Consider the following 23,970-nt stretch of genomic DNA (forward strand, 5'->3'; position numbering starts at 1 on the left):
CCGAGCCGTGCTCGTCCTTGGACTCCCAGTCCTTCTTGTGTTCGTCCTTGGAGTCCCAGTCCTTCTTGTCACGGCTGTTTTCGGCGTCCTGGCCGTGCTCCTCGCCCTTCCAGTCCTTGCTGCCCTCGTCGCCGTAGGCGTCGGCGGCAGCGCCGCCGCCCTGGCCACCCTTGTTCTCGTCCTTGCCCTTGTCGTCCTTGCCCTTGTCGTCCTTGCCCTTGTCGTCCTTGCCCTTGTCGTCCTTGCCCTCGTGGTCCTTGCCCTTGTCGTCCTTGCCCTTGTCGTCCTTGCCGTGCTCGTCCTTGCCCTTGTCGTGGTCGGAGGAGTCCTCCTCCTCACGCCACTCGCGGTCCTCGCCCCGGTCTTCGTGCGCCGGCTTGAGCTTGACCTTGCCGGTGACCTTGGACCACACGTACGCGTGCTCCTGCCGATCCGGGCAGATCTCGAGGAGCTTGACCTTGTCGCCAGCCTTGACGACGTGCGGCTTGGCGTAGACCTTGCCGTCGTCGTGGCCGTCGGCGAACGCGATCCCCGGTGCGAACACCAGGAGCGACGCGCCGCCGAGCGCGGCGCCCGCAACGACCTTCCCGAGCATCTTCTTAGCCATGACCTGCGTCACTCCATCCCTGTTGTCCTGAGCTCGGCGACAACCGAGCTAAGACCGACGTTAGACCTTTTCATGACTTATGAAGTGAAAGATTCGCGTTTTGACCTTTGATCCACGTAAGAGGTGAAGGGGTGCTACGCGGCTTTCGCCGCACTGAGCGCCGTGTCGAGCGGCCCGCGGCGTCCTGGGCGGCGAATCGTGTTCGGTGCTCGCCGTGCGGACCCGCGTGGGTCATCCGGTAATGACGGTGGCGGACCGCTCGGGTCTACTCGGGGGTATCCGTCCGAAACCGGAGAGCGAACCGCACCAGACCGCGCGGATCGCACAGCCGGGTGTGATCGACACGGCTTCCGTAATTTCGGGGTATCCCCCTAACGGGACGGCGCGGTTTCCGTGAACCCGAGTCGAGCACGCCACCCGTGCGCTGCGGTGGGTTTGCGCGGCGTGCTGAGCGGGGTCGGTCCGGTCGACGCGTGCTCTTCCCGGTCGGGGCACCGAAACCGTGCTGGAGGGGCCGGATACCGATGTGGTGCCGAGCCGGCCCCGGGCAACGCATCGAGCCATTGCCATGGAAGCGCTCCCATGCAAGAATCGGCGAACGCGGTTCAGCGAGCCACACCGCGCAGGCAGGGCAGTCGAGGGCACCCGGTTCACCGGGCGACGTCCCGCCGCCGATCGACCGGCCGACGCATGGGCCGGGCACCACCACCACCATCGCCCGTCCGGGTCGGGCGCCCCCCAAAAAATCCCGTTGGCGCCGGCGGCCGTCCGTGTAGGACGCCCACCGGGCCGTCCCGCCGGGCCGTACCTGGGCTCGGTCTCGCCCAAGGAGATCAGTGGCATGAATGTGTGGAGAAGGCTAACCGGCCCACGCCGGGCCCTCGCGCTCGCCGGCGCGGGTGCCCTGGTCGCCGGTGGGCTCGTAACGATTCCGGTTACCGCGGCGCAGGCCGCGACGCAGTGCGACATCGCTTACACGAGCAACGACTGGCCCGGCGGCTTCACCGCGAGCATCACCATCAAGAACGTCGGCGACCCGCTCAACGGCTGGACGCTGGGCTGGACCTTCCCCAACTCCGGCCAGCGCGTGCAGCAGGGCTGGTCGGCCGAGTTCACCCAGTCCGGCAGCCAGGTCACCGCCCGGAGCCTGTCCTACAACGGCACCCTGGCCACCGGCGCGTCGACGAGCATCGGCTTCAACGGCGCGTGGAGCGGCAGCAACCCCAAGCCGACCTCGTTCACCCTGAACGGCGTGGTCTGCAACGGTGGCACCACCCCGCCGACCACGCCCCCGCCGACCACGCCCCCGCCCACCACGCCCCCGCCCACCACGCCCCCGCCGACCACACCTCCGCCCGGCACCAAGGTCGACAACCCGTACGCCGGGGTGCGCGGTTACGTGAACCCGGAGTGGAAGGCCAAGGCGGACGCCGAGGCCGGCGGAAGCCGGGTCTCCAACAACCCCACCGCCGTCTGGCTGGACCGGATCGCCGCGATCAACGGCACGCCGAACAGCAGCTCAAACGGCGCCTTCGGGGTGCGGGACCACCTGGACGAGGCGCTGCGCCAGGGCGCCGGTTACATCCAGTTCGTGATCTACAACCTGCCCGGCCGGGACTGCTCCGCGCTCGCCTCCAACGGTGAGCTGGGCCCGGACGAGCTGCCCAAGTACAAGGCCCAGTACATCGACCCGATCGCCGCGATCCAGAGCGATGCCAAGTACCGCAGCCTGCGGATCATCAACGTCATCGAGATCGACTCGCTGCCGAACCTGGTGACCAACACCTCCGGACAGGCCGGCGGTACGGTGATGTGCGACACGGTCAAGGCCAACGGCGCTTACGTCAACGGTGTCGGCTACGCCCTCGCCAAGCTGGGCGCTATCGGCAACGTCTACAACTACGTCGACGCCGGTCACCACGGCTGGCTGGGCTGGGACACCAACTTCGGCCCGACCGCCGACATCCTGAAGACCGCCGCCGTCGCCTCCGGCAGCACGGTCAACAACGTGCACGGGTTCATCGTCAACACGGCGAACTACTCGGCGCTGCGCGAGCCGTACTTCAAGGTCACCGACAACGTGAACGGCCAGACGGTGCGGCAGTCCAAGTGGGTCGACTGGAACTACTACGTCGACGAGCTCTCCTTCGCTCAGGCGTTCCGCGACAAGCTGGTCTCGGTCGGCTTCAACTCCAACATCGGCATGCTGATCGACACCTCCCGCAACGGTTGGGGCGGCTCCGCGCGGCCCACCGGGCCGGGCGCCACGACCAGCGTCGACACGTACGTCAACGGGGGTCGCATCGACCGACGCCTCCACCTCGGCAACTGGTGCAACCAGGCCGGCGCCGGCCTCGGCGAGCGGCCGCGGGCCAACCCGGAGCCGGGCATCGACGCCTACGTCTGGGTGAAGCCGCCGGGTGAGTCGGACGGCTCCAGCAAGGAGATCCCGAACAACGAGGGCAAGGGCTTCGACCGGATGTGCGACCCGACGTACGGCGGCAACGCCCGCAACGGCAACAACCCGTCGGGCGCCCTGGCCGACGCACCGATCTCCGGTGCGTGGTTCTCCGCCCAGTTCCAGGAGCTCATGCGCAACGCCTACCCGGCGCTCTGATCGGGTAGCTCACGCACCAACCCGCTGCCAGTGGTTGGTGAGGCACTGCCGGCAGCAGGTTCCCCCCGGGTCCCCGGCTCGACCGTCGACGGTCGAGCCGGGGACCCCCCTTTGTGCCTCGATCAGGGCACGGTGCGTTCGATCGCCGCTCGGCCCTGCTCGGCCAGGTCCCGGCGGGCCTTGTCCAGGTTCTCCGGTGTGAGGTCCTGGCCGCGGGCCATCACCAGGTCCTCCGGTTCCCAGGGTTGCTCGCCCCCGGTGCGGATGTTGTCCCCGCCGGCGCCGGTGCCCGTCCCGGTGGCCCCGGAGCCGGCAGCGTACGGGTCGCCGATCAGATCGTCGGTGTCCGGCGCGAGATCGTCCGGTCGGCTGCGGGGCTCGGCGAAGCCCGGCGTGTCCCGGTCGGGGCCTCCGCCGGTCCGCAGCTGCGGCACGGTGGTGTCATCATCCACCGCCGAGGCCACCTCGGGGCTGTCCTCCAACGGCGGTTGGCGATCGCGATCGGTCATGGTGCTGCCTCCTGTGTCCGACACGGTGCCTGGATTCCCTCGCGTACCCCCTCGTGCCGCGCTCATGCCGCGCGGCACGGCGGTCAACTGCCGGGCTGCTGCTCGTTCGGTGCCGGCGGTTCCGCCGGGCGCAACCACTGCCAGAGCAGCATGAGCAGGCCGAACACGAGCATCGCCAGCCCGGCCCAGAGGTTGATCCGTACCCCTTCGGCCTTGTCGATCTCGGCCCGGCTGTCGAAGATGCCGATCAGCGTCACGATGATCCCGTACGCGACGAAGAGACCACCGATCACCCGGCGGATGTCAAACAGCCGGGCCGCGGCAGAACGCCGCTGCTCCGCCTGCGCCTCGTCGATCAACGGGTCCTGTGCCGGCTGGACGTCGCACGAATGCGCCCCGCCCGACCGGCCGGGGCGCCCTCGTATCCGTGGGCGATTCAGCGACCCAGTACGCGGTCCAGGAAGTCCCGGTAGTTGCGGACCGCCATCCGCAGTTGCTCGGTGTCGGCCGAGCCGGCGTCCTGCCAGCCGCCGAGCGTGCTCTTCTGCGCGGCCAGCGCCGAGGAGAGCGCCTGGATGGCCTCCTCCACCAGCGACTGCGCCTCGCCGGCCGCCGCCTTCGGGTCGTCGACGAAACGCAGCTGCACATCGCGCCAGCGGTCCCGGAAGCCCTGCGCGGTGTCCGTGTCGAGGAGTGTGGCCGGCTCGGCCGCGACGGTCGACCCAGCGGGTCGGGATGTTCCGGCGGACTCCAGCGTCGGGCTGGTGTCGTCACCGGGGACCGGCTCGCCGTCCGCGTCCGGGTCGACCATCTCCGGTGTCGCGCTGCCGTAGCCGACCGCGCCCGCCGGGGCGATGTCCCGATCGCTGGTCAGATCGCTGCGCCGCTCGGGGCCGCCGTCTGTACTTCCCGGCGGAACGACGGTCCGCGTGGAGGTGTCCGCGTCGGTGCGGTCGTCGAGGTCGGTGCGGTCGTCGACGTCCGTGTCGCGGCGGTGCAGCTCGGCGGTGGGGTCGGCGCGTAGGCCTTCCCGCTCGCCGTCCTCGGCGCCGTCGCCCGGCTGGGCGGTCCGTTCGGCCCGGGGGTCCGGCTGATCCTGCGGCCGTGGGCTGGCCAGCGCGGAGGCGGCCACCGCGTCGGCGACCGTGGTGGCGCCGAACGTCGTCGGCAGCGGCCCCGGCTCGTTGAATCCGCCCTCGTCGGTGGACCGGTCGTCGCGCCGGTGGCGCGGGTCGGTGTCGTCGGTTCGCTCGTGGGCGGCGGCCTGGTCGTCGAAGGTGCCCCGATCGTCGAGAGCGTCCTCGGGTACGTCGGAGCGGCCGGCCCGGTCGTCGGCCGGCGGTACCGGCACCGGTGCGGACCGGACGGCCTCCGGGTGGTCGTTGCTCACCTGCTGCTCTTCCTGGCGCATCGGTGGCCTCCTCAGCGGCTCGTGGCGTCGTGGTCCGGGTGGTGGCGCTGTTCGGGCGTACGGTTGCCGACCGGCTTCTCGCCGAGGAGGTCGGCGAAGAGTGCGCGGTAGTGCACGACCGCCTGTCGCAGCTCCTCGGTGCTGGCCTCGCCCCGGGAGTTGCGCAGGTAGATCTCGTGTGCGTCCCGGTAGTTGGTCAGCGTGCGGGCGTGCTCGACGGAGAGATGGGCGATCTGGTCGGAGAAGTCACCGGTCGGGTAGCCCTGCTCCTCGATGAGCCGGGTAACCAGTTCGTCCGCGTCACCCACGGTCTCGCCGGGGGAGTCGATGAAGCGGACCTGGAGTTCCTCCCAGGCGGCGCTGTATCGGGCCCGGGACTGCGGGCTGAGTGGGGTGAGCGTGAGCTCGGCATGCCGGCGTTCCCGGTCGCGCAGCTCGCGCTCCGCGGCGGACCTGCTGTCCTGCTCCGCCACCACCCGGTCGTACTCCGGCCCGAACCGGTTGCGCAGCGCGCGACGGCGGCTGAGCGAGCGGGCGGCCAGGGCCAGCACCGCGACGATCACCAGCACGACGAGCACGATGACGATTACCTGCGTGGGCGACATGGGCTCCTCCTTCGTCTCCTGGTATTCCCTCCGCGTAGTGATCGCCAATCCCGATCCGAGGCACTTTCCTGATGAGGGAGACCAGCAGCAGCGGACGGTTGGCTCGCGCGGCCCCGCCACGCTGGAGAAATACCACTTTCTGGAAAGATCAGCCATTTCGACCGGGAGCGGATCCCGGAGCGAGTCGTGCAAGCGCGTGGTTTCGTCGCACAGGTGAGTTCGAGGCGTACGGGACCATCGGCGACGAGCCGGCCGCGACCTACACCCGGGCCAGCTGGTCCAGGTCAAGGGCGGAAAGACGCCGGTGAGCCTGCGCTTCTCCACGGTCATCGGCGGCCGGGACTCCTCCGAAGCCACCCGCGACCCCGCCGGTCCGCCGACGGGGCGTTCGCCGTCTCCCCTCCGGCAGATCCCGGAGCGTCGATGTCGGCGCGACGGGCGGTAGTGCAACGGCCCTCGATTACGTATCCTGCCCAAGGCGCCCGCGCCGGTGCCCGGCGAACGGCCGGGCGCGCAGCCGGCCGGCGCGTTGCCCGGCGGTGCCGGCGCCCCTCCTGCCACCCCTGTACGGGCGAGGTCTGATGAGAACCCGCGACTGGCCGATCCGCTCGAAGCTGACCGCGTTGGTCGTCGCCCCGGTGACCGCGCTCCTGGCGCTGTGGATCTTTGCGACCACACTGACCTTCGGTCCCGCTCTGAACCTGCTCTCCGCCCGCACCCTGCTCTACGACCTGGGTCGCCCCGGCGAGGCCGTGGTCACCGAGCTGCAACGGGAACGCCGACTCTCGGTGGTGCAGCTGGCCAGCGCCACCGAGCTGCCGGCCCTGGACGAGCAGCGGCAACGCACCGATCGGGCGATCGCCGAGCTGCGTCGTCGGGTCGACGGCGAGGCGCTGCGCGATGCCGCCGACGACCTGTTGGAGGACCGGGTCGACCGGCTGCTCACCGCCGTGGCGGCGCTGCCGACCGGCCGGGAGTTCATCGACGACCGGATGATGGACCGGGCCGGCGCGATCGGCCTGTACAGCGGCATGGTCTCCGCGGCCTTCCAGGCGTTCGCCGGGATGGCAACCCTGAGCGATCCCGCCATCAACCGGCAGGCACTGGCACTCACCGCGTTGGGCCGCTCCCGGGAACTGCTCGGCCAGACCGACGCCATGCTGGCGGGCGTGCTGACCGCCGGCCGGTTCGCCCAGGGAGAGCACGCCCAGCTCGTCCAGGCCATCGGCAACCAGCGGTGGCTCACCGAGAGCGCGGTGGCCGACCTGCCCGAGGCCGGGCGCGTCGCCTACCAGCGGTTGACCGAGAACGAGGCGTTCACCAGCCTGCGCGCCATGCAGGAGGCGCTGATCGGGGCCAACAGGTCCGGTCGGCCACCGGTGGACGCGGCGTCGTGGCAGGCCAGTTACGACGCCGTGCAGCAGCAGTTGCGTGACTTCGAGCTGTCCGAGGCCGATGCCCTCACCGACCGTTCGGTGCCGATGGCGGTCCGCATCCTGGTGCGGCTGGCCGCCGCCGGCGTGCTCGGGCTGGTCGCCGTGGTGGTTTCGGTGCTGGTGGCGCTGCGGGTCGGCCGCACCCTGGTCCGCCGGCTCAGCGGCGTTCGCACCGCCGCACTGGAGTTGGCCGAGCACCGGCTGCCCGACGTGGTGACCCGGCTGCGCCGTGGCGAGCAGGTCGACGTCGCCCGAGAGGCGCCGCCGCTGGAGTACGGCCACGACGAGATCGGCGAGGTCGGCCGGGCCTTCACCGAGGTGCAGCGCACCGCCGTGCAGGCCGCGGTGGACGAGGTGACCCTGCGACGCGGGCTCAACGAGGTCTTCCTCAACATCGCCCGACGGAGTCAGAGCCTGGTGCATCGCCAGCTGCACCTGCTGGACCGGATGGAGCGACGCAGTGAGGACCCGGACGAGCTGGCCGAGCTGTTCCAGGTCGACCACCTGGCCACCCGGCTCCGCCGGCACGCCGAGGACCTGGTCATCCTCGCCGGCTCCGCACCCGGCCGGGGCTGGCGAAACCCGGTCGCGATGGTCGACCTGATCCGCGGCGCGATCTCCGAGGTCGAGGCGTACGAGCGGGTGGACGTCACCGCCGTGCAGCCGGCCGGCGTGCTGGGGCGAGCGGTTGGCGACGTCATCCACCTGCTCGCCGAGCTGGTCGAGAACGCCACCGCCTTCTCCCCGCCGGACACCCGGGTCACCGTCACCGGAACGCAGGTGGCCAACGGGTACGCCCTGGAGATCACCGACCAGGGGCTGGGCATGTCCGCCGCGGCGCTGGAGACCGCCAACACCCGGCTGGCCAGCTCACCCGAGTTCGATCCGGCGCAGAGCGCCCGACTTGGCCTCTTCGTGGTGGCCCGGCTGGCGGCCCGGCACGGCGTACGGGTGCGGTTGCGCCCCGCCGGCGAGAGTGGAGTGACCGCCGTGGTGCTGGTCCCCACCGACCTGGTCACCAGTGAGCCGCCGGCCGGGCCCGACCCGGCCACGCTCGGTGCCGCGTCGGCCGACCCGGGCCGCCGGCTGGCTCGAACGGCGCGCCGGGGCGCGGTGACCCGCTCCCGGACCCGTCCATCGGCGGCCCCGTCCGCCAGCCCGGCCCCGCCCGCCCCACCCACCGGAGCACCAACCTCGGCCAGCTCGCCCGGCAATGGGCGCGACGATGAGTCGGCGACCCCCGACGAGCCGGCCGACGAGCTCGATGGCCTGCCTCGCCGGGTGCGACGCCGTACCCCCACCGCCCATCCCCGGTCGACCGTCACCGACATGCCGTCGCCTCGCTCTCCGGAGGAGGTACGCCGGGTGATGGCGGCGCTTCAGGCCGGCACGGCACGTGGACGCGCCACCGTCATCACCCCGACCGCCCCCGCGCCAGCGGCGGGCTCGGCGGCGCCAACCGGTCCGGCGGTTCCGGCGACCTCCACCGACCCGCCGACGACCCCCGAGACTCCGACCGCGACTGGAAGGGACGCCTAGTGCGGCATTCGACCAAGCAGAGCGCCAGCCTCGACTGGTTGCTCGACGAGCTGGTGCAACGCGTACCGGCCGCCCGGGAAGCGGTGGTGCTCTCCGCCGACGGCCTGCTGCTCGGCAGTTCGGCGGCGTTGGAGCGCGCCGACGCCGAGCACCTCTGCGCGCTCGCCGCCGGCTTCTCCAGCCTCGCCCGGGGCGCCAGCCGGCACGTGGACGGCGGCCCGGTCCGGCAGACCGTGGTGGAGATGGAATCGGCGTACCTCTTCGTCACCGCCGCCGGACAGGGTGCCTGCCTGGCGGTGGTGAGCGACGCCGACGCGGACATCGGGCTGGTCGCGTACGAGATGGCGATGCTGGTGATCCGGGTGGGGGAGAACCTCGCCGCGCCGGCCCGATCGACAGCGGGCACCGGTGACGCGGACTGAGCCGCCCGGGCCGCAGCACGAGTGGCTGGACAGCGAGGCCGGCCCGGTAGTGCGCCCGTACACGCTCACCGGCGGCCGGGTACGCTCCGCCGTCGACGATTTCAACCTGGTCGCGTTCGTGCTGGCCGGTTCGGACGTCGACGCGGCGAGCCACCCGCACCTGCTGCCGGAGCATCGACGGCTGGTCGGGTTGGCCCGCCGGCCGGTGTCGGTGGCCGAGTTGGCAGCCGAACTGGACCTCGCGGTCGGCGTGGTCCGGGTACTGCTCGGTGATCTTCTCGCCGAGGGCCTGGTCGCGGTGCACGAGCCCCCGGCCGCCGGCATCCTTCCCGACGACGACATCCTCAAGGCGGTGGTCAGTGGACTCCGTGCGCTTTGACCAGGTGGGCACCAGCACCACCATCCCGCTGGCACTGAAGATCCTCATTGCGGGAGGCTTCGGGGCCGGCAAGACGACGCTGGTGAGCGCCCTGAGCGAGGTCCGTCCGCTGCAGACCGAGGAGGTGCTGACCGGTGCCGGGGTCGGCACCGACGACATCTCCGGCGTGGAGGGCAAGTCCACCACCACGGTGGCGATGGACTTCGGCCGGATCACCATCAACGACGACCTGCAGGTCTACCTGTTCGGCACGCCGGGCCAGGACCGGTTCTGGTTTCTCTGGGACGAGCTGGCCTTCGGCGCGCTCGGGGCGGTGGTGCTCGCCGACACTCGGCGGCTGGCCGACTGTTTCCCCTCCATCGACTACTTCGAGCAGCGTGGCATTCCGTTCGTGGTGGGGGTGAACTGCTTCGACGACTCCCGGCGGTTCAACCTGGAGACCGTACGCCGAGCGCTCGACCTGGACCCGGACGTGCCGATGGTGCTCTGCGACGCCCGGGACCGGCAGTCCGGGAAGATGGTGTTGATCTCTCTGGTGGAGCACGTCGCCCGACAGCGCGGCGAGCCGGTGCCGGCGGCCTGAGAACCGGGGCCGGAAAGCCGGTTAACGGGCGGGCAACGCGGGCAGCCTCTGGTTGGATCAACGAAGGATGCCGGCGGAGGAGTTGGACGTGAGCGGTCAGGGCGAGGTCGTCCACATCGGGGGTTACACCGCGCAGAGCGGTGGGCGGGGCAGCGGCATCGTCGCGGCACGTCGCGACCCGGGTACCGGGGCGTTGACCCCGCTCGGCACGGTGGCGGTCACCCCGTCCCCCTCGTTCCTGGCGCGGCACCCCACCCGTCCGGTGCTCTACGCGGTCAATGAGCTGGCGGAGGGGGAGATCAGCGCCTGGCGGGTCGGGGCGGACGGCGCGTTGGATCCGCTCGGCAGCCGATCGACCGGCGGGGCCGAGCCCTGTCACCTGGCGGTGCTGCCCAGTGGCGATCACCTGTTGGCGGCCAACTACGGCAGCGGCAGCGTCGCGGTCTTCCCGCTCGACCCGCAGGGCGTGCCCGGCGAGCGTTCCGACCTGGTGGTGCACGAGGGGCACGGTCCGGATCCGGAGCGCCAGGACCACGCCCACGCCCACATGGTCTCCCCGGGTAGGGGCCGGGAGCCGATCTTCGCCGTGGATCTCGGCACCGACTCGGTCTACCGGTACGACCTGGATGACGCGAGTGGACGACTGGTCCCGCGCGCACCGCGGATCCATACGACGCCCGGTGCCGGCCCCCGGCACCTGGCCCGTCACCCGGACGGACGGCGCTGCTATCTCGTCGGTGAGCTGGACGCCTCGGTCACCGCGTACCAGCTGACCGACGACGGCGCGCTGCACCAGCGCGGGCGGGTGGAGGCGAGCGGGCGGGCCGGTCACGTCCAGCCGTCGGAGGTCGCGGTCGCCCCGGACGGTCGGTTCCTCTACGTCGCCAATCGGGGCGTGGGGACCGTGGCGGTCTTCGCCCTGGCCGGGGAGCTGCCCGAGCTGGTGGCCGAAGTGGACACCGGTGGCGAGTGGCCCCGGCACTTCGCGCTGATCGGGGAGCACCTCTACGTCGCCGACGAGCGGGCGGACATGGTGCGGGTGTTCCGGCGCGACGCCGACACCGGCATCCCGGAGGCGGTCGGCGAGCCGGTGCCGGTGCCGAGCCCGACGTGCGTGCTGAGCTGAAAGCCGCGGTGCAGACGTGAGGATGACACCGATCCGGCAACGCCTCGGGGCTGCCGCGTCACCCTCTGTTGCAAAAAGGTGGTCAACTGTTTCTCCTCCGTAACTTTAGTCCGAACGGATGTGGCAGAGATGCCACCTAGTACGCAAGATGGTCACCGTGTCAGCAGGCCGCCATCGCATGCGTTCGAAACTCCGCCTAGCAGCCGCCGCCGCGACGGCGGGGGTGCTCGTCGTCACGACGGGCGCGTGGTTCGGCTATCGGGAGTTGATCCAGCCCAACTGCTCGGGCGAGATCCGGCTCGCCGTGGCGGTCGCCTCCGAGCTCGCGCCGGCGGTTGACGCCGCCGCGTCCCAGTGGGTCAAGGATGGCGCCGCGGTGGGCCCGACCTGCATCCGTGTCGACGTCTCCGCGTCCGACCCGGTCGACGTGGCGGCCGTGGTGGCCGCCAAGCACGGCGCTGTACTGGCCGGCGTCGGGCAGGCCAGTGGCACCGCCGTCAGCCCCGACGTCTGGGTGCCGGACTCCTCGACCTGGCTGCTGCGGCTGAAGAAGGACGCGACCGCGTTCGCGCCGACCAACGGCGCGTCCATCGCGCGTAGCCCGGTCGTCGTCGCGATGCCCGAGCCAATCGCCACCCGGCTGGGCTGGCCGGACAAGAAGTTCAACTGGACCGACCTGCTCAAGCAGGTCAACAGCAGCACTCCGCTGCGTACCGGGATCGTCGAGCCGACCCGCGACGCGGCGGGCCTGTCCGGCCTGCTCTCGTTGACCGCGGCCGCCAGCGCGGCCGGCGGCGACGCCCAGCGCAGCACCGTCGGCGCGCTCCGCGCCCTGGCCACCGGGCGTTCCTCGCTCCGCAACGACCTGCTCGCCCGCTTCCCGACGGCCAACGACGCGACCTCCATCGCCAGTGGGCTCGGCGCGGCGGCCCTGTCCGAAGAAGACGTGATCGCCTACAACAGCAAGAAGCCGCCGGTGCCGCTCGCCGCGCTCTACATGGAGCCGGCGCCGATGCCGCTGGACTACCCGTACGCGGTGCTGCCCGGTATCGAGCCGAGCAAGGCGTCGGCCGCCCGGGTGCTGTTCGAGCTGCTCACCAGCCCCACCTTCCGCAACCGGCTGGCCGCGCAGTCGCTGCGCGCGCCGGACGGCAACTGGGGTGAGGGCTTCAAGGCGCCGCAGGGTGCGCCGAGCCCGTCCGGCGGCGCGCCGACGGCACCGGCGAACGGTGGCACCGCGGCCGGCGGCCTGGACCCGGCCGCCATCCAGCGGGTCGTCTCCAGCTGGTCGATCGCCACCCAGTCCGGTCGAATGCTGGCCGTCATCGACGTCTCCGGCTCGATGAAGGAACAGGTGCCGAGCGCCAACAACCGCAGCCGGGAGGAGGTGACCGTGGACGCGGCGCGCCGCGGCCTCGGCCTCTTCGACGACTCCTGGTCGATCGGCCTGTGGACCTTCTCCACCAAGCTGGTCGGCAATCGGGACTACCGACAACTGGTTCCCATCGGGCCGCTCTCCAGTCAGCGGGCCCAGCTGGAGGGGGCGCTCGCCACCATCAAACCGTCCAGCGGCGACACCGGCCTCTACGACACCATTTTGGCCGCGTACCAGGCGGTGCAGGAGGACTGGCAGCCCGGCCGGGTCAACTCGATCGTGCTGTTCACCGATGGCAAGAACGAGGACGACAACGGCCTCAACCAGCAGCAGTTGCTCGCCAAGCTCAAGCAGCTCGCCGACCCGGAGCGGCCCGTCCAGGTCATCATGATCGGTATCGGCGAGGGCGTCAGTAAGGCGGAGCTGGAGTCGGTCACCAAGGTGACCGGTGGCGACGTGTTCGTCACCAAGGACCCGAACGAGATCGGCAGCATCTTCCTCAGCGCCATCGCGCGGCGTCCGCCGGCACCGCGCTGATCCGACGCTCAGATGTCAATGGGCCTGCCGTACCGTCGATCCGGTGCGGCAGGCCCGTTTTCGGCCACCAGGTTGAAGAAAAGTGACGGCAATACGTCGGAAGTAATCGGCAGTCATAGTTGTCGAGGCAGGATGTCGACTGTTCCGGCATAGTCGGTCCGCCTCCGGTCCGACCCGTCGGCCGGGGCCATCCTGTAGAGAGTGGGAGGGCCGGTGAGCGCGGCGACACTGTTGACCCCCGCCGTGTCGGCGGAGCCGGACGGCCGACCCGCCGGGCTGGTGGCCCGCGCCGACGAACGGGCCTACACCCGGGTCCTGGTGGTGCTGGACACCACCATCATCATCATCGCGTTGCTCATCGGATACGTCGCCCGGTTCGGTGACGACGAGCCGATCGGCTCGGAGATCCCGTACGTGCTGGTGGCCCCCGGGATGGTGCTGGCCTGGCTGATTTCGCTGAAGGCGCTCGGCTGTTACGACGACCGGGTGATCGGCTACGGGGCGGACGAGTACCGGCGGGTCAGCTCCGCCAGCCTGCGCCTGGCCGGGGCGATAGCCATCACCGGCTACATCGCCGACCTCGGCGTCTCCCGTGGCTTCCTCGGCATCTCCTTCGCGGTGGGCACTGTCGGGCTGGAGGTGGCACGGTTCGCGGCCCGCAAGCGCCTGCACCGGGCCCGTTCGCTGGGTGCCGGCTGGTCCCGCAGGGTGCTGGTGGTCGGCGACACCGCCCACGTGTTGGAGTTGGTGCACACGCTGCGCCGCGAGCCGTACGCCGGCTATCAGGTGGTGGGCGCGTGCATCCCGGACGCGCTGCTCGCGCCGGTGGCGCAACGGTTGGGTGACGTGCCGGTGGTGGGGTCGTTCCGGGGCATCCCGGAGGCCGCCACCGCGATCGGCGCGGACACGGTCGCGGTGACCGCCTCCGGTGAGTTGACCGCGGCCCGGCTGCGCCGCCTCGGCTGGCAGTTGGAGGGCACCGGCGTCGACCTGGTGGTGGCGCCCGCGCTGACCGACGTCGCCGGCCCGCGGATCCACACCCGTCCGGTTGCCGGCCTGCCGCTGATCCACGTCGAGGCGCCCGAGTTCCGCGGGGCCCGCAAGTTGGTGAAGGGTCTCGTCGACCGGTCCGTCTCGTCGCTGGCGCTGGCGGTGTTGCTGCCGCTCATCGCGTTCATCGCCCTGGCCATCAAACTGGACAGCCGGGGTCCGGTGCTGTTCCGGCAGGTCCGCGTCGGTCGGGGCGGGCAGGAGTTCGGCGTGTTCAAGTTCCGCACCATGGTGGTGAACGCGGACGCGATGCTCGCCGAGTTGACCGCCCGCAACGAGACCGACGGGCTGATGTTCAAGATGCGCCAGGACCCCCGGGTCACCCGCGTCGGCCGGTTGCTGCGCAAGTGGTCGCTGGACGAGCTGCCGCAGCTGGTCAACGTGCTGCTGGGCCAGATGAGCCTGGTCGGGCCCCGCCCGCCGCTGCCGTCCGAGGTGGCCCGCTACGACGGCGACGTGGCCCGGCGGCTGCTGGTCAAGCCGGGCATGACCGGCCTGTGGCAGGTCAGTGGCCGCTCCGACCTGAGCTGGGAGGACGGCATCCGACTCGATCTCTACTACGTGGAGAACTGGTCCCTCGCCGCCGACCTCACCATCCTGTGGAAGACCTTCGGCGCGGTGCTGAACGGCCGCGGAGCGTACTGACCTCGCCGGTCACGGTTGCGGGCCGGTCCAGTCCAGGCAGACGACCACCGCGTCGTCGACCAGGTCGCCGGCCACGAACGCGCGCAGGTCACCGATCAGCGACCGGACGGCGTCCAGCGGTGCCATCGGCCCGGTCCGCCGCAAGAACCGGTCCAGTGCCGTCTCGCCGTAGCGCGTGTGCTGCCCGGTGGCCTCCACCACCCCGTCGCTGACCACGAAGAGCCGGTCACCGCGCTCCAGCGGGAACTTCTGCTCGTGGTAGTCGGTCGCCTCGAACATGCCCAGCGGGAACTGCGCCTCCAGGGGCTGCTCGGTGACCTCCCCGTCGCGCAGCAGGACCAGTCGGGGCGACCCGGCGTCCACCACGGTCATCATCCCGGACCGCAGGTCCAGCTCCATCAGCAACGCGGAGAGGTGCTGCTCGCCCCGGTACAGGTCGTAGATGGCCTGGTCGGCGAGGGCGGTCTGGTCGGCCAGGCTCAGTCCGGCCCGGCGCGCGTTACGCAGCGCGTGGGTGGCCAGCGAGGTGAGCAGGGAGGCGGCCACGCCCTCACCGGTGCCGTTGATGGTGGACAACCAGAGCCGTTCCCCGTCGTCGGACCAGTCGAAGCTGTCGCCGCGCACCGTGTACGCCGGCTCCAACTGCCCGGCCAGGCTGAACGAGGGGCGGACCCGGCTGCGGCCGGGGAGCAGGTCCCACTGCATCTCGGCGGCCAGGGTGAGGCGTTGGGTGCGGCGGGCGGCCCGATAGACGTCGGTGCCGGCGGAGACCGCCGCCACCTCGTGGGCGAGCGCGGTGGCGATGTCGGTCAGCTCGGCGATCATCTCTCGGTCGTCCGGCACGGGGGCCAGGCACAGCACCCCCCGGCGCTCGCCCCGCATCGTCACCGGGAACCAGGCGGTGCCCTCGGTGAGTATCGGTGACTGGTGGTCGAAGGCGCGCCAGGCCGGGTGCCCGGGGCTGGTGATCGAGTCACCGTCGGTGAGTGGCAGCAGCTCCGCGAGTCGGTAGTCGACCTGGTAGAGCTCGACGTCGGTGATCCCGTACGACCGGGCGAGGACATCCCCGATACGACCAACGAGCCGGTCAGCTGGTGCCTCGTTCAGGGCACGTCGTGCCTGATTGACCGGTTCGCTCATGGTCACTCCCTCGCTGAAAGCTCGACCACCAGTAGGTTCGGAGTAGTCTCGGGCCACCATGGCCGAACTGAACCGTCCGACGGACCCTGAGACGAGTATGGCTGCCGCGCTGGACGCGGCGGCTGCTGCCCTGCTGGGCATTTGGGAGTCTGCCCGGGAGGGGACCGCCAACCGCGTCTCCGGGCCCCAGTTACGAGCGGTGATGGTGGTGGAGCAGTCCGACGGGATCAACCTGCGTCGGCTCGCCACCCGCCTCGACATGTTGCTCAGCTCCGCCAGCCGCCTCTGCGACCGGTTGGTCGCCGCCGGCATGCTGGAGCGCGAGCCCGGCCGCTTCGACCGGCGGGAGATCTCGCTGCACCTCACCCCGGAGGCCCGCCGGCTCCTCGCCGAGCTGCGGGCCGACCGCCAGGCCCAACTCGGCGCCGTGCTGGCCGGGATGACGCTGGAGGGCCGCGACGCGCTGCTGCGCGGGATGCGGGAGTTCGACGAGGTCGCCCGCCGCCAACAGGCGCAGAACCCGCCGCCGGTTGAGTCGACGGACCAGGGTGACTGGCCGGACGACCCGGACCGGCCCGGTGGGCGGTCGAGGGACTGGTCGGTGGATTCGGAAAGGCAGCCCCACGCGCTGTGGACGGGCCCGTCGGGGGGCCTGGAACGATCGGTCGGCACCACCCGAGAATGGCCGGCCGACGAACCGCCGGTGGCCCGTACCGCCTGATCGAGCCGGCCGGTCGTCGCCGTCGGTCACGCCGGACGCCCATCGCGCGGGGCAGTGATCAGCTGGGCCGAGCCAGCCATCCGGCCGGCTGGGCGACGATCCGGCGAACCACCGAGCCGGCGGCACCCACGGCGGCGGCCTCCGCGCCGAGCGTCGACGGCCGAACCGTGACCGGCGACCAGGCGGCGGTGAGCACCCGGCTGCTGATCTCGGCGAGCACCGGGGGGCACAGCCAGGGTGCCAGCGCCGCGTAACCGCCACCGAGCACCACGGTGTCCAGGTCGAGCAGGTTGACGACGCCGGCCACCGCGACGCCGAGCGCCGTCCCGGCGTCGTGCAGCGCCCGCAGCGCGTCGGCGTCGCCGGCCTCGGCCAACTCGGCCAACCGTGCCGTCGCCGTGTCCGCGGGAAGCTCCGCCCGGGCCAGCCCAGCGGCGGACACGATCGCCTCCTGGCCGGCGTACTGCTCCAGGCAACCCTGCCCGCCGCAGCGGCACGGGCGGCCCTCGGGGTGGACCGGGAGGTGCCCGATTTCCCCGCTCCACCCGCGTACGCCGCGAAACAGCGCCCCGTCCAGCACGATGCCGGCACCGATGCCGACCTCTCCGGATATGTGCAGGAAGCTGGACGGGCCGGGTGGTCGGGCGTGCAGCTCGCCAAGCGCGGCGAGGTTGGCCTCGTTGTCCACCGTCAGCACGGGGACACCCGGTACCTCCTCGATCAACGGAGGGTGCTCGGCGAGCAGCGCGGGCACCGGCACGTCGCGCCAGCCGAGGTTCGGCGCGAGCCGGACCAGCCCGCTGTCGTCCACCAGGCCGGGCACCGCGAGCGCGGCCCCGACCAGGGTGAGGTCGTGCCGGGCAGCCTCGTCCCGGGCCGCCGCGGCCATCTCGGCCAACCGGGCCAGGGCGTCGGCGGGCGCCACCGGGCGCAGGTCGGCCCGGTGCACCGTGCGGTGCCGCACCTGACCGGCCAGATCGACCACGCAGACGGCCAGGTAGTCGACGTTGACCTCCAGGCCGAGCCCGGCCGGCCCCTGGTCGGCCAGCACCAGTCCACGGGCCGGGCGGCCGGCGCCGGAGCGTGGCGCCGGCTCGGACTCACTCACCAACCGACCGCCGAGCAGGTCCTCGACCACCGCGGAGACGGTGGCTCTGGTGAGGCCGGTCGCGGTCGCCAGGTCGGCCCGGGACGGAGGTCGGTCGGCCGCGGCGATCCGGCCGAGGACCAGGGCGAGGTTGAGCTCGCGCAGACTGCCCTGCCGGACTGCGCCGGCCGGGGCGTGGGTGAGGCTCACCCCTTGACAGTGCCATATGGTGGGCAAATAATTCAATCGCTGAACAAATAGCGGACAACACCACCCCGGAGGTCGCTCATGGCACCCCGTCCCACCCCCGCCGACAAGTTTTCCTTCGGGCTCTGGACCGTGGGCTGGCAGGCCCGCGACCCGTTCGGTGACGCCACGCGTCCCGAGCTCGACGCGGTCGAGGCAGTGCACCGGCTCGCCGAGCTGGGCGCGTACGGCATCACCTTCCACGACGACGACCTGATCCCCTTCGGCGCCGACGCCGCCACCCGTGACCAGCACATCGCCCGGTTCCGCAAGGCGCTCGACGAGACCGGCCTGGTGGTCCCCATGGTCACCACCAACCTCTTCACCCACCCGATCTTCAAGGACGGCGGCTTCACCAGCAACGACCGCGACGTCCGTCGCTTCGCGCTGCGCAAGGTGCTGCGCCAGGTCGACCTGGCCGCCGAGCTGGGTGCCAGCACCTTCGTCATGTGGGGTGGCCGCGAGGGCTCCGAGTACGACCTTGCCAAGGACGTGCACGCCGCGCTGGACCGCTACCGCGAGGCGGTGAACCTGCTCACGCAGTACACCATCGACAAGGGCTACAACCTGCGGTTCGCCCTGGAGCCCAAGCCCAACGAGCCGCGCGGCGACATCCTGCTGCCGACCATCGGGCACGCGCTCGGCTTCATCTCCCAGCTGGACCACCCGGAGATGGTCGGCCTCAACCCGGAGGTCGGCCACGAGCAGATGGCCGGGCTCAACTACGCCCACGGCATCGCCCAGGCGCTCTGGCAGGGCAAGCTGTTCCACCTGGACCTCAACGGCCAGCGCGGCATCAAGTACGACCAGGACCTGGTCTTCGGCCACGGCGACCTGATGAACGCGTTCGCCCTGGTGGACCTCCTGGAGAACGGCGGCCCCAACGGCGGGCCGACCTACGACGGGCCGCGGCACTTCGACTACAAGCCCTCCCGCACCGAGGACATGGACGGCGTGTGGGCCTCCGCGGCGGCCAACATGAGCACCTACCTGCTGCTCAAGGAGCGCGCGGCGGCGTTCCGCGCCGACCCCGAGGTGATCGAGGCGCTCGCCGCCAGCAAGGTCGGCGAGCTGAGCACGCCGACGCTCGGCGAGGGCGAGGGCTACCAGGAGTTCCTGGCCGACCGGTCCGCGTTCGAGGATGTCGACGTGGACGCGGTGGCCGCCCGGGGCTTCGCCTTCGTCCGGCTCAACCAGCTCGCCGTCGAGCACCTGCTCGGCGCCCGCTGAGGCCCCCGCCATGCCGTTGGTCGCAGGCGTCGACTCGTCCACCCAGTCCTGCAAGGTGGTGATCCGGGACGCGGAGACCGGCACCCTGCTCCGGCAGGGCCGAGCACCGCACCCGGACGGCACGGAGGTCGACCCGGAAGCCTGGTGGCAGGCGCTGCGTAGCGCCGCCGAACAGGCCGGCGGGTTGGCCGACGTGGCGGCGATATCCGTCGCCGGCCAGCAGCACGGCATGGTCTGCCTCGACGAGGACGGCCGGGTGGTCCGCCCGGCACTGCTGTGGAACGACACCCGATCCGCCGATGCCGCCGCCGACCTCATCGAGGAGGCCGGCGGCGGCGCGGCGGGCGGTCGGTTCTGGGCCGAGGCCACCGGCAGCGTGCCGGTGGCCAGCTTCACCCTCACCAAGCTGCGCTGGCTGGCCCGACACGAGCCGGAGCAGGCCGTCCGGGTGGCCGCCGTGTGCCTGCCGCACGACTGGCTGACCTGGCGGCTGGCCGGCGCACCGGGGTTGGGCGCGCTGCGTACCGACCGGGGTGACGCCAGCGGCACCAGCTACTGGTCGCCGGCCACCGGCGAGTACCGGATGGACCTGCTGGAGCAGGGCTTCGGCCGGCAGTTGATCGTGCCGGAGGTCCTCGGCCCGGCGGAGTCGGCGGGGAAGCTGGCCGACGACCTGGGCGGCACGGGTGGCGCGCTGCTCGGCGCGGGCACCGGGGACAACGCCGCCGCCGCGCTCGGCGTCGGCGCCGGTCCGGGTGACGTGATCGTCTCGATCGGCACGTCCGGCACCGTGTTCAGCGTCGCCGACGTGCCGGCGGCCGACGAGAGCGGTGCCGTGGCGGGCTTCGCCGACGCGTCCGGGCGGTTCCTGCCGCTGGTCGCCACGCTCAACGCCGCCCGGGTGCTGGACGCCGCAGCCGCGCTGCTCGGCGTCAGCCTGGACGAGTTGGCCGACCTGGCGCTGTCCGCGCCGGCGGGTGCCGGTGGGCTGGTCATGGTGCCCTACCTGGAGGGGGAGCGGACGCCGAACCGTCCGCTCGCCACCGGTGCGGTGCACGGGCTGACCCTGCGCACGTCGACCCCCGCGCATCTGGCCCGGGCCGCCGTGGAGGGCATGCTCTGCGCGCTCGCCGACGGCCTGGACGCGCTGAAGGCGCAGGGCGCCACCGCCCGCCGGGTCATCCTGATCGGTGGGGGCGCCCGGTCCGCCGCGGTCCGCCGGATCGCACCGCAGGTCTTCGGCTGCCCGGTCGTCGTCCCGCCGGCCGGGGAGTACGTCGCCGACGGTGCTGCCCGGCAGGCCGCCTGGGTCGCCCTCGGTGGCGCCGCGCCGCCGGTCTGGGCGGTCGAGGGCACCGAGGAGTACGCGGCGGAGGCCGTCCCCGCCGTGCGCGACCAGTACGCCGCAGCTCGCGGGTTGGTTCTCGACCGGCGCTGAGCGTCGGGATCGACACGGGTGGGTGCCGGCCGACGGTGACCGGCACCCACCCGCGTGACGACCTGCCGCACGGAGTCTGGTTGGCTGCCGGTCATGACGGTGACCAGTGGCGGGTCCGACCGGCGCCCGCACGGTCGGGGCGGTGGGCGGGCGCACCGGTTGTACAGCGTCGTGGTGTTCGTGCTGCTCGCCTCGCTGGACAACGTGGCGATCGGGCTGGTCCCACCGTTGTACGGACCGATCTCCGACGCGTTCGACGTGTCCGGCCGGCTGCTCGGCGTGGTCACCGCGGTCAGCTTCCTGGTCAGCGCGGTCGCCGCGGTCGGTTGGGCGTACGTCGGGGACCGGACCAACCGTAAGCCGCTGCTCATGGTGGGCACGCTGCTCTGGGCGGCGGGCACCGGCGGGAGCGCGCTCGCCGGCGGTTACCTGACGTTCCTGGCCGCGCAGCTGGTCGCGGCGGTCGGTCTCGGCGCGGTCGGCTCGGTGGGCTTCTCCGTGGTCACCGACCTGATCTCACCGAGCCGGCGAGGTCTGGTGATGAGCTTCTGGGGGCTCTCCCAGGGGGTCGGCACCCTCGCCGGCACCCTCGTCGGCGGGCTGCTCGGCTCGACCGACTGGCGGCGGCCGTTCCTGCTGCTGACCGGCGTCGGCCTGGCCGCCACCCTGGCCTACCTGTTCACCTACGACATCCGGCGGGGCCAGAGCGAGCCGGAACTGGCCGGCCGGCTGGACGCCGGCGCCGAGTACGACTATCGGATCAGCCGCGCCGACCTGCCGCGCATCCTGGCCCGGCGCACCAACCGGTGGCTGATCCTGCAGGGTCTGACCGCGCAGGCCGCGTTCGGCTCGCTGGTCTGGCTGCCGGTGCTCTTCGCCGAACGGGCCGAGGCCCAGGGCTACTCGGCGTCGACCGCGGTGGTGGTGGGCAGTGTCTTCGCCACCCTGTTCCAGCTCGGCGGGGTGCTGTCCATCGTGGGCGGGCTGATCGGCGACGCGGTGCAACGGCGTACCCCGAGAGGGCGGGCGCTGGTCGCCTCGGTCGGCATCCTCGCCGCGCTGCCGTTCTATCTGGTGTTGTTCTTCGTTCCGGTGACCATCGACGTGCCGGACGGCGCGAGCGGCGGCGCCGTGGTCGGCGCGGTGCTGGCCAGCGTGTTCACCGAGCCGTCGGTCGGGCTGAGTCTGCTCACCGCGATCGTGGCGCTCGCGTTGACCTCGGCCAACTCGCCGAACTGGTTCGCGTTGATCGCCGACGTCAACCCACCGGAGCACCGGGGCACCGTCTACAGCCTGGGCAACCTCGTCAACGGAGTCGGGCGCGCGGCCGGCAACGGGCTGGTCGGGGTGGCCTTCCAGGCCCTGCGAGCCGCATTCCCGCCGCCGTTGAACTTCGCGGTCGGGCTGGCCGCGTTCCAGCTCTTCTTCATCCCGACCGGTGTCATGTACTGGCTCGCCTCGCGGACCTCACCGGCGGACATCGACAACGTGCACGACCTGCTGCACACCCGAGCCGACCGCCTCTGAACCCGCACCCGACCGGCCCGCCCCCGACTGTTCCTCGACGGGCGGGCCGGTCGGCGTGGGGTCAGCCGCGCAGCCAGACGGTCACGTCGGTCGGGACCGCGCCGTCGTCGTCCAGGGCGGCGCTGGCGGCGAGCACCTCGGCGCCGGCCGGCACCGGTACCGGGGTGGCACCGAAGTTGGTCAGCACTGTCAGCTCACCGTTGCGGAAGCTCAGCACCTCGTCGCCGGAGGACAACCACTCCAGGGTGCCGCGGCCCAGCCCGTGGGCACGGCGCAACCGCAGCGCCGTGCGGTACAGCTCGTACGTCGAGCCGGGCACGTCGCGCTGACGGTCCAGCGCGTACTCCGCCCAGAGCGCGGGCTGCGGCAACCAACTGGCGTCGGTCGGCCCGAATCCGTACGACGGGGCGTCGGCCTCCCACGGGATCGGCACCCGGCAGCCGTCCCGGCCGCGCTGGGTGTGCCCGCTGCGCGCCCAGGTCGGGTCCTGCCGGGCCTCGTCGGGCATCGTGGTGTGCTCGGGCAGCCCCAGCTCCTCGCCCTGGTAGAGGTACGCCGAGCCGGGCAGTGCGAGCATCAGCAGGGTGGCCGCCCGGGCCCGGCGCAGACCGAGTGCGGCGTCGGGCTGCGGGTCACCGATGCCGATGCCGTTGGGGCGTACGGTGCCGACCGGCAGGCCGAGCCGGGAGGCGTGCCGCACCACGTCGTGGTTGGACAGCACCCAGGTGGTCGGCGCGCCGACCGAGTCGGTCGCCTCGAGCGAGCGGGTGATCACCGCGTACTGGGCCGGTGCGGTCCACGCCGCGAGCAGGTACTCGAAGTTGAACGCCTGGTGCATCTCGTCCGGGCGGACGTAGCGGGCCAACCGCTCGGCCGGCTCCACCCAGGCCTCGGCGACCAGCACCCGCTCGCCGGGGTAGCTGTCCAGAACCTGCCGCCACTGCCGGTAGATCTCGTGCACGCCGTCCTGGTCCCACATCGGCGGGCGGGGTTTGTCGATCTCGTTGCCGGAGAGGATCTCCTGGGGCTCCTGCCAGTCGGCCAGGTCGGCCTGCTTGATGAGGCCGTGCGCCACGTCGACGCGGAAGCCGTCCACCCCACGGTCCAGCCAGAACCGCAGCACGTCCAGGAACTCCGCGTGCACCTCCGGGTTGTCCCAGTTGAGGTCCGGCTGCCCGGTGTCGAACAGGTGCAGGTACCACTGGCCGGGTTGCCCGTCGGCGTCGACAGTGCGGGTCCAGGCTGGACCACCGAAGACGCTCTGCCAGTCGTTCGGCGGCTGGTCGCCGCCCGGGCCTCGGCCGTCCCGGAAGATGTACCGCGACCGTTCCGGGCTGCCGGGCGCGGCCGGCAGCGCGGCCTGGAACCAGCGATGCGCCGAGGACGTGTGGTTCGGGACCAGGTCGACGATCACCCGCAGGTTGCGGGACCGGGCCTCGGCGATCAGCTTGTCCGCGTCGGCGAGGGTGCCGAACAGCGGGTCGATGTCGCGGTAGTCGGCCACGTCGTAGCCGGCGTCGGCCTGTGGCGAGGGGTAGAAGGGAGAGAGCCACACCGCGTCCACGCCCAGCTCGACCAGGTGGTCGAGGCGGGCGGTGATGCCGGGCAGGTCACCGATCCCATCCCCGTCCGAGTCGGCGAACGAGCGGGGGTAGATCTGGTAGATGGCGGCCTCGGTCCACCAGCCGGTGGCCGGTTGGTCGGAGGAGGTCTGCTGCGTCGGGTCGGTGTTCAGGGTCG

The 23,970-nt window shown here is 71.9% G+C and carries 20 protein-coding genes and 1 pseudogene; 13 read left to right on the top strand and 8 right to left on the bottom strand.

The genetic code is table 11. From position 1 onward, the window contains the following. A pseudogene (locus tag ACIBF8_RS17825) lies at positions 1-607 on the bottom strand (hypothetical protein); the annotation flags it as partial. Between the two features lie 841 nt (positions 608-1,448). Here ACIBF8_RS17825 and ACIBF8_RS17830 point away from each other — a divergent pair. Then, positions 1,449-3,224: a glycoside hydrolase family 6 protein gene (locus ACIBF8_RS17830; protein WP_396784154.1), complete on the top strand. Its 1,776-nt coding sequence runs from the start codon at positions 1,449-1,451 to the stop codon at positions 3,222-3,224. A gap of 122 nt (positions 3,225-3,346) precedes the next feature. On the opposite strand, the gene ACIBF8_RS17835 is transcribed toward ACIBF8_RS17830, so the two are convergent. The 4 genes from ACIBF8_RS17835 to ACIBF8_RS17850 all read right to left on the bottom strand — a co-directional run bounded on the left by ACIBF8_RS17835 (position 3,347) and on the right by ACIBF8_RS17850 (position 5,749). Further along, entirely contained in the window at positions 3,347-3,733 is a 387-nt protein-coding gene (locus ACIBF8_RS17835; protein WP_396784156.1) for a hypothetical protein, read from the bottom strand. A gap of 83 nt (positions 3,734-3,816) precedes the next feature. After that, the gene (locus ACIBF8_RS17840; RefSeq protein WP_396784157.1) at positions 3,817-4,092 is read right to left on the bottom strand and encodes a hypothetical protein; all 276 of its coding nucleotides are present in this window, start codon (positions 4,090-4,092) and stop codon (positions 3,817-3,819) included. Between the two features lie 77 nt (positions 4,093-4,169). Continuing rightward, positions 4,170-5,144 carry a hypothetical protein gene (locus ACIBF8_RS17845; RefSeq protein ID WP_396784158.1) on the bottom strand — a complete coding sequence of 325 codons (975 nt, stop codon included), beginning with the start codon at positions 5,142-5,144 and terminating at the stop codon, positions 4,170-4,172. 11 nt (positions 5,145-5,155) lie between these two features. Beyond that, complete coding sequence (locus ACIBF8_RS17850; protein WP_396784160.1) at positions 5,156-5,749, bottom strand: hypothetical protein; 594 nt, start codon at positions 5,747-5,749, stop codon at positions 5,156-5,158. 147 nt (positions 5,750-5,896) lie between these two features. On the opposite strand from ACIBF8_RS17850, the gene ACIBF8_RS17855 reads away from it, so the two are divergent. The 8 genes from ACIBF8_RS17855 to ACIBF8_RS17890 all read left to right on the top strand — a co-directional run bounded on the left by ACIBF8_RS17855 (position 5,897) and on the right by ACIBF8_RS17890 (position 14,841). Beyond that, positions 5,897-6,331 carry a hypothetical protein gene (locus ACIBF8_RS17855; RefSeq protein WP_396784327.1) on the top strand — a complete coding sequence of 145 codons (435 nt, stop codon included), beginning with the start codon at positions 5,897-5,899 and terminating at the stop codon, positions 6,329-6,331. Continuing rightward, complete coding sequence (locus ACIBF8_RS17860; RefSeq protein ID WP_396784161.1) at positions 6,331-8,724, top strand: nitrate- and nitrite sensing domain-containing protein; 2,394 nt, start codon at positions 6,331-6,333, stop codon at positions 8,722-8,724. Before ACIBF8_RS17855 ends, ACIBF8_RS17860 begins: the two co-directional genes overlap by 1 nt. Beyond that, on the top strand, positions 8,724-9,146 hold the full coding sequence (locus tag ACIBF8_RS17865; RefSeq protein WP_396784162.1) for a roadblock/LC7 domain-containing protein: 423 nt from the start codon (positions 8,724-8,726) through the stop codon (positions 9,144-9,146). The genes ACIBF8_RS17860 and ACIBF8_RS17865 overlap by 1 nt, the downstream gene beginning before the upstream one ends. Beyond that, the gene (locus ACIBF8_RS17870) at positions 9,133-9,525 is read left to right on the top strand and encodes a DUF742 domain-containing protein (RefSeq protein WP_396784164.1); all 393 of its coding nucleotides are present in this window, start codon (positions 9,133-9,135) and stop codon (positions 9,523-9,525) included. The genes ACIBF8_RS17865 and ACIBF8_RS17870 overlap by 14 nt, the downstream gene beginning before the upstream one ends. Continuing rightward, on the top strand, positions 9,506-10,108 hold the full coding sequence (locus tag ACIBF8_RS17875; RefSeq protein ID WP_396784166.1) for a GTP-binding protein: 603 nt from the start codon (positions 9,506-9,508) through the stop codon (positions 10,106-10,108). Before ACIBF8_RS17870 ends, ACIBF8_RS17875 begins: the two co-directional genes overlap by 20 nt. Positions 10,109-10,196: 88 nt before the next feature. Then, entirely contained in the window at positions 10,197-11,234 is a 1,038-nt protein-coding gene (locus ACIBF8_RS17880) for a lactonase family protein (protein WP_396784167.1), read from the top strand. Between the two features lie 157 nt (positions 11,235-11,391). After that, on the top strand, positions 11,392-13,146 hold the full coding sequence (locus ACIBF8_RS17885) for a substrate-binding domain-containing protein (protein ID WP_396784169.1): 1,755 nt from the start codon (positions 11,392-11,394) through the stop codon (positions 13,144-13,146). Between the two features lie 213 nt (positions 13,147-13,359). Continuing rightward, positions 13,360-14,841, top strand: coding sequence for a sugar transferase (locus tag ACIBF8_RS17890; RefSeq protein ID WP_396784170.1), 1,482 nt, complete (start codon positions 13,360-13,362; stop codon positions 14,839-14,841). A gap of 9 nt (positions 14,842-14,850) precedes the next feature. Here ACIBF8_RS17890 and ACIBF8_RS17895 read toward each other — a convergent pair whose 3' ends face one another. Continuing rightward, positions 14,851-15,981: a PP2C family protein-serine/threonine phosphatase gene (locus ACIBF8_RS17895; RefSeq protein ID WP_396784171.1), complete on the bottom strand. Its 1,131-nt coding sequence runs from the start codon at positions 15,979-15,981 to the stop codon at positions 14,851-14,853. Positions 15,982-16,078: 97 nt separating this feature from the next. Here ACIBF8_RS17895 and ACIBF8_RS17900 point away from each other — a divergent pair, with 97 nt between their 5' ends. Then, positions 16,079-16,702, top strand: a complete 624-nt coding sequence (locus ACIBF8_RS17900) for a MarR family winged helix-turn-helix transcriptional regulator (RefSeq protein ID WP_396784172.1) — start codon at positions 16,079-16,081, stop codon at positions 16,700-16,702. Positions 16,703-16,760: 58 nt separating this feature from the next. On the opposite strand, the gene ACIBF8_RS17905 is transcribed toward ACIBF8_RS17900, so the two are convergent. After that, positions 16,761-17,999 carry an ROK family protein gene (locus ACIBF8_RS17905; protein ID WP_396784174.1) on the bottom strand — a complete coding sequence of 413 codons (1,239 nt, stop codon included), beginning with the start codon at positions 17,997-17,999 and terminating at the stop codon, positions 16,761-16,763. A gap of 78 nt (positions 18,000-18,077) precedes the next feature. Here ACIBF8_RS17905 and xylA point away from each other — a divergent pair, with 78 nt between their 5' ends. The 3 genes from xylA to ACIBF8_RS17920 all read left to right on the top strand — a co-directional run bounded on the left by xylA (position 18,078) and on the right by ACIBF8_RS17920 (position 22,230). Beyond that, on the top strand, positions 18,078-19,265 hold the full coding sequence (gene xylA / locus ACIBF8_RS17910; RefSeq protein WP_396784175.1) for a xylose isomerase: 1,188 nt from the start codon (positions 18,078-18,080) through the stop codon (positions 19,263-19,265). A gap of 10 nt (positions 19,266-19,275) precedes the next feature. Then, positions 19,276-20,703: a xylulokinase gene (xylB, locus tag ACIBF8_RS17915; protein ID WP_396784176.1), complete on the top strand. Its 1,428-nt coding sequence runs from the start codon at positions 19,276-19,278 to the stop codon at positions 20,701-20,703. Positions 20,704-20,796: 93 nt separating this feature from the next. Further along, on the top strand, positions 20,797-22,230 hold the full coding sequence (locus ACIBF8_RS17920; RefSeq protein WP_396784177.1) for an MFS transporter: 1,434 nt from the start codon (positions 20,797-20,799) through the stop codon (positions 22,228-22,230). Positions 22,231-22,291: 61 nt separating this feature from the next. Here ACIBF8_RS17920 and ACIBF8_RS17925 read toward each other — a convergent pair whose 3' ends face one another. Continuing rightward, positions 22,292-23,965 carry a glycoside hydrolase family 13 protein gene (locus tag ACIBF8_RS17925; protein WP_396784329.1) on the bottom strand — a complete coding sequence of 558 codons (1,674 nt, stop codon included), beginning with the start codon at positions 23,963-23,965 and terminating at the stop codon, positions 22,292-22,294. Positions 23,966-23,970 lie beyond the last annotated feature (5 nt).

Source organism: Micromonospora sp. NPDC050276 (assembly GCF_044459545.1).
Lineage (GTDB): Bacteria > Actinomycetota > Actinomycetes > Mycobacteriales > Micromonosporaceae > Micromonospora.

Bases quoted from the DNA above. Each gene is read 5' to 3' on its own strand.
- xylA (WP_396784175.1), top strand. From the start codon at position 18,078: ATGGCACCCCGTCCCACCCCCGCCGACAAGTTTTCCTTCGGGCTCTGG.
- ACIBF8_RS17860 (WP_396784161.1), top strand. From the start codon at position 6,331: ATGAGAACCCGCGACTGGCCGATCCGCTCGAAGCTGACCGCGTTGGTC.
- ACIBF8_RS17830 (WP_396784154.1), top strand. From the start codon at position 1,449: ATGAATGTGTGGAGAAGGCTAACCGGCCCACGCCGGGCCCTCGCGCTC.
- ACIBF8_RS17835 (WP_396784156.1), bottom strand. From the start codon at position 3,733: ATGACCGATCGCGATCGCCAACCGCCGTTGGAGGACAGCCCCGAGGTG.
- ACIBF8_RS17920 (WP_396784177.1), top strand. From the start codon at position 20,797: ATGACGGTGACCAGTGGCGGGTCCGACCGGCGCCCGCACGGTCGGGGC.
- ACIBF8_RS17900 (WP_396784172.1), top strand. From the start codon at position 16,079: ATGGCTGCCGCGCTGGACGCGGCGGCTGCTGCCCTGCTGGGCATTTGG.
- ACIBF8_RS17895 (WP_396784171.1), bottom strand. From the start codon at position 15,981: ATGAGCGAACCGGTCAATCAGGCACGACGTGCCCTGAACGAGGCACCA.
- ACIBF8_RS17845 (WP_396784158.1), bottom strand. From the start codon at position 5,144: ATGCGCCAGGAAGAGCAGCAGGTGAGCAACGACCACCCGGAGGCCGTC.
- xylB (WP_396784176.1), top strand. From the start codon at position 19,276: ATGCCGTTGGTCGCAGGCGTCGACTCGTCCACCCAGTCCTGCAAGGTG.
- ACIBF8_RS17850 (WP_396784160.1), bottom strand. From the start codon at position 5,749: ATGTCGCCCACGCAGGTAATCGTCATCGTGCTCGTCGTGCTGGTGATC.